Source organism: Pseudomonadota bacterium, assembly GCA_010028905.1.
Classification (GTDB): Bacteria; Vulcanimicrobiota; Xenobia; order RGZZ01; family RGZZ01; genus RGZZ01.
This window is the reverse complement of sequence record RGZZ01000438.1, coordinates 1-4,299: the sequence shown is the minus strand read 5'-3', so window position 1 is coordinate 4,299 and position 4,299 is coordinate 1. Positions and strand designations below refer to the sequence as shown.

Annotated in this window: 4 protein-coding genes and 1 tRNA gene; 4 read left to right on the top strand and 1 reads right to left on the bottom strand. The window is 65.7% G+C overall.

All coding sequences use genetic code 11. From position 1 onward, the window contains the following. Positions 1-12 precede the first annotated feature (12 nt). The 3 genes from EB084_20685 to EB084_20675 all read left to right on the top strand — a co-directional run bounded on the left by EB084_20685 (position 13) and on the right by EB084_20675 (position 1,713). Complete coding sequence (locus EB084_20685) at positions 13-366, top strand: hypothetical protein (GenBank protein ID NDD30683.1); 354 nt, start codon at positions 13-15, stop codon at positions 364-366. A 163-nt stretch (positions 367-529) separates the two neighbouring features. Continuing rightward, a tRNA-Thr gene (locus EB084_20680) sits at positions 530-604 on the top strand. A 266-nt stretch (positions 605-870) separates the two neighbouring features. Then, positions 871-1,713 carry a hypothetical protein gene (locus EB084_20675; GenBank protein ID NDD30682.1) on the top strand — a complete coding sequence of 281 codons (843 nt, stop codon included), beginning with the start codon at positions 871-873 and terminating at the stop codon, positions 1,711-1,713. A gap of 114 nt (positions 1,714-1,827) precedes the next feature. Here the strand turns inward: EB084_20675 and EB084_20670 are convergent, their stop codons facing one another. Then, positions 1,828-3,180 (bottom strand): hypothetical protein, encoded by a 1,353-nt coding sequence (locus tag EB084_20670; protein ID NDD30681.1) that lies wholly within the window; start codon positions 3,178-3,180, stop codon positions 1,828-1,830. Between the two features lie 378 nt (positions 3,181-3,558). Here EB084_20670 and EB084_20665 point away from each other — a divergent pair. Continuing rightward, positions 3,559-4,299, top strand: a 741-nt coding sequence (locus EB084_20665; GenBank protein ID NDD30680.1) for a hypothetical protein, incomplete at its 3' end; no start/stop codon positions are given.

Below are 4,299 nucleotides of genomic sequence, written 5' to 3'. Positions count from 1 at the left end.
CTCGCCCGTCTGATGGCGGGCTACGTGCTGCTGCGGCGAAGCTGGCCTCTGGTGGTGTTCCGCCTCGATGACGAAGCGCGACTCGATGAAGCGCGCAAGAGCGAGACCGCCGCAGGCGCCTTCCTCATCGAGAAGGTGCGCGAGCACGTGACCTGCGGACACTGCCGCGTAGGGCCCGTCACGCGTCTGCTCGAGGGGCTCACCACCGACACCTACCAGTGCGGAGGGTGTGGCGCGGAGTTCAAGCTCGACTGGAAGGGCCTCCAGAGCGCCTGGCGGCTGTGCGCAGATCCGGCCTCAGCCCCGCCGTCGCCCGTCAGCGACCCTTCGAAGATGCCCTCGCGATTCGTCCTTCGGAACCGCTGAGCCCCTGCCGCGACTGCTCCCCCTCCGAGCGCTCCCCTTCCAGACCGCGCGGTGAACGCCCCTCGAGAAGAAGCCGCCCACACCCGGAACCGTGCTTGACAACCCCCCTCTCGCTTGTTAGACTCTAGGCTGCGTGGTCACCGACCGCCCACGCGCGACATCTGCCGGGATGGCTCAGAGGTAGAGCAGCGCCCTCGTAATGCGCAGGTCGGGGGTTCGATTCCCCCTCCCGGCTCCAGTAGAAAGAAGTCCGCCACCGCGGGCTTTTTTCATTTCCGCCGCCACTGTTCGGTCTCGCCCCACCGAACAGCGCGGCCCGAAACCTTGCAACCACAACGCTTCTGAATGTACGACCGGAAACCGACCCGAATACCCCCACGCGCCGCGGGCAGGAGATCCAGAACCGAATCCGAACAGTCGGCCCCTATGTCCGTATGCGTACGCTCAAAGCGGCGTCATATGCGGAAGAACCACACGTTATCTGAACTACAGACAGGAGCATACATGAAGAGATTTCTGGCCCTGAGCCTCCTCTCGACCGCCTTCCTCGCGAGCGTCGGTTGCACCCAGACGAAGCCGGAAGCGCCGAAGACCGCCGGCAGCCCGAGCGCACCCGTGAGCGCCGCCCCGAGCGCCGCCCCGAGCGCTGCCCCGAGCGCGGCAGCCAACACCGGCGCCGGCAAGCTCGTCGTCATGAAGAGCGTGTCCATTGAGGTGCCCGCCGGATGGAAGACCGAGACGAACGACCAGACCGCGGCAGCCGCCAACGCCGATGAGAGCCTGGTCGTCGTGATGCTGGCAGCCACGCCGAACGATGTCGCCGTGCTGCGCGCCGGCCCCGACAAGCGCCTCGAAGGCAAGATGTCCGACGTGAAGATCGACAAGGCCATCGAGAAGGAAGACCTCATCAACGGCATCAAGACCTGGGCCGTCGGCGGCACGGGCAAGCGCAAGGACACGGGCAAGGAGGTCGACTGGGCCTTCTGGGGCTTCGAGGCCAAGGAGAAGGAGATCGTCGTGGCACTGGTCATCGGCGACTTCAAGGCCAACAAGGACCTCATCGAGAACATCCGCAAGTCGGTGAAGATCGCCGCGACCGAGGCGAAGGCCGACGACAAGAAGGCCCCAGACGCCAAGCCCGACGATAAGGGTTCGGCCGACGCCAAGGGCGGCGAGATGAAGCCCGACGAGAAGGCCCCCGACGCCAAGGGTGCTGACGCCAAGGGTGCCGACGCCAAGGGTGCCGACGCCAAAGAAGACGGCGACAAGGGCGACAAGAAAGGCGATGACGCCAAGGAAGACGGCGACAAGGGCGACAAGAAGAGCGAAGACAAGAAGGACGACTAGCGAACGGGTCGGTGAGCACCGACCTCCGCTGACGTGAGCAAGCGCCTCGACCCAGACACCTGGGTCGGGGCGCTTCTCATTGGTGCGCGCTGCAGCGCGACGCGCAGCGCCACCCTATTCCCCACCCAGCACGCGAACCGCTCGCCTTGCAGAAGCCGTGGGCAAGGTGCCCACCGTGAGCGATACCGTGACCTCGCCAACCACACTGAAAGCGCCCGCCTTGCGCCCATCGACCTCGAGGCCGTAGCGATTGCCACCCAGTTTGGTGATCTCGACCGTGGCGGACGGATCGCCCGCCGCCCCATTGCACCGGTAGTGCCCTCCCCCAAGCACGCGGAGCGCGCCAGCCTGAACGACCCAGGAGGGGCCGCCCGTGATCTGAACCGTGAACGCGCTCGATGCCACATCGATGGCGTCGCGCGTGGCGAAGGCTCCCGCGACACGCACACGATCCGCATTCACCTGCGCGGTGATGTCGTTCACGGCCAGCAGCAGCAACGGCGATACCGTCAGATGCTGCGGCGCATTGAGCGGCGAGCCGCTCCACAGCGTGGTCTTCGACCCGTCGGCACCGAACCGCAGCAGAGACGTCCCGTTCTGCGCGACCACGGTGCCGTCGCCGTCCACGGCGAGCCCCCGCAGACCTGCGGCATCACGGCTCACCTCGACCTCAACGCCAGTCTCGATGGGCACGCGAATCAAAACCCCACGAAAGAGATCAGAGAACCACACATCCCCATTCTGCGCAACATCCACGTCACCCGGGTCGCTCGCAAAGAACCCGACAGGGCGCGTCTCGCCCGTCGCGGCGTCGATGGCCACCAGCCTGCGATCGCGGTCGCTCACCACATACAGAAGCCCCTGCACGCTCGAGAAAGCGATGCCTTCGGGCATGAGCCCCCCCAGCTCGGTGAGCTTCGCCTGCGCCGCGGTCGATGGGGTGATGCGGGTCACCTCGGCGTTCGACGGATCGATGTCATTGGTCACATCAAGACGGTCCGCCCCGTCGAACACCAGGTCGAAGAGGCTCGCCAATCGCCCCCCCTGGGCCACGGTCTTGACAGCGCCCGATGCGACATCGATGCGCACCACGCGACCACCGAGAAGGCTGGCGCAGAGCGATCCATCGGGCGCGAAGGCCACTCCGGTGGGTTGTGTGAGCCCGCCGACCACGGTCGTCACGTTCTGCGTGCGCGGGTCATAGGCCAGAATGCTGTTCCCCCCCGTGTTCGCCACCACAACTGCGCCGGGCCCGACGACGCTCCAGGCAGCGGGCAGCGACGGCTGCTTCATCGGCGCGGTGGCCGCCTCTGACAGGCGAATCGTCGCATTCAGCGCGGGGGTCGACGGCACCGTGGTCGTCCCGCCACCACACCCCATCAAGGGGAGTGCGATGAGCAGAGCGATACGCGCGAGGGCGCGGTTCGCCGTGATAGCCAGCGATGGAAAGAAGTCTGCATATCTCATCGCTGCACTTGTACCCAGCTTGACGACTTATTGCCCATCAACCACGGTGTCGCACCGCTCGGCAGACCTTGCGCGAGCCCCAGTAAAGGGGGTCCTCGTCAGACCACTCGGCCATCCAGACAATCTTCACGACGACGTCTTCGGAAACGCAATTGCAGGAGCGTTGAGCACCTCAAAGGGTGAACACGCGCACCACCAGGGTGCCCCACGCAACTGACAATCGACGGCCACATTGCAACAGACCCACATGAATCAACAGGCAAAAAACAATGTTAGCAATAAAAGGAACCGATACCGCCCAACACAAACTTCCACAACACACCACCGAAGCCTTCACGACCCCGCAGTGACAAGCGCTCTCACCCAAGGAGGTCCGCCATGCCGGATCTCGCGCTCTCCACACGCACTGCCGAACAGATCCATCAGATCGCCGTGGCGGCCAAGAACGATCTCTGCCACCGCGAGCGTATCCTGACCGCCTGTCTCCTCGAGATCGACAAGCGGTGCCTGCACTTCGACTGGGGGACGTCCACCACCGCGCACTACGCCGAGGCGATCCTGCAGCTCGACGCGGCGGCGCATCACAACACGCGCCAGATCGAGATGATGGTGGCGCGCACCCACAAGGGTCGCAAGCCCGGCGAGCCCGGTGGAGACGAGGGGAAGCCTCGCCCCGTGAAGAACCGCGTAACCCTCGACTTCGAGCCCGAGCAGATGGCCATCGTGCGCGAGGCGCTCGATCGCGTGTGTCAGGTGGCGGGCGAGCGCGTGGCGCTGGCCGATGCCATCGAGCAGATGGCGCAGGAGTTCCTCAACACGGCCCAGACCGAGGCCGACCTGGGCAATCGCTACCGCCTCGTGATCCACGCTGACCCTTCGAGCAGGCTGGCGTGGGTGAACTGCGCGAGCGGCACCGCGCGCGTCTCTGACGAGACGCTGGCGCAAGCGCTGTGCGACGCCGAGGAGATCGATCTGCGCAAGTCGGAAGATGAGCAGCCACGGGTCGATATTGACGCCACCGCTGAAGCCCCCCTCCCCGAAGCGGGGGCCCGGCCGACCGACGACGATCAGCCGAAGATGGGAGGCGAGGGCGCTGCTCAGCGTGATGAATGCTGCGAC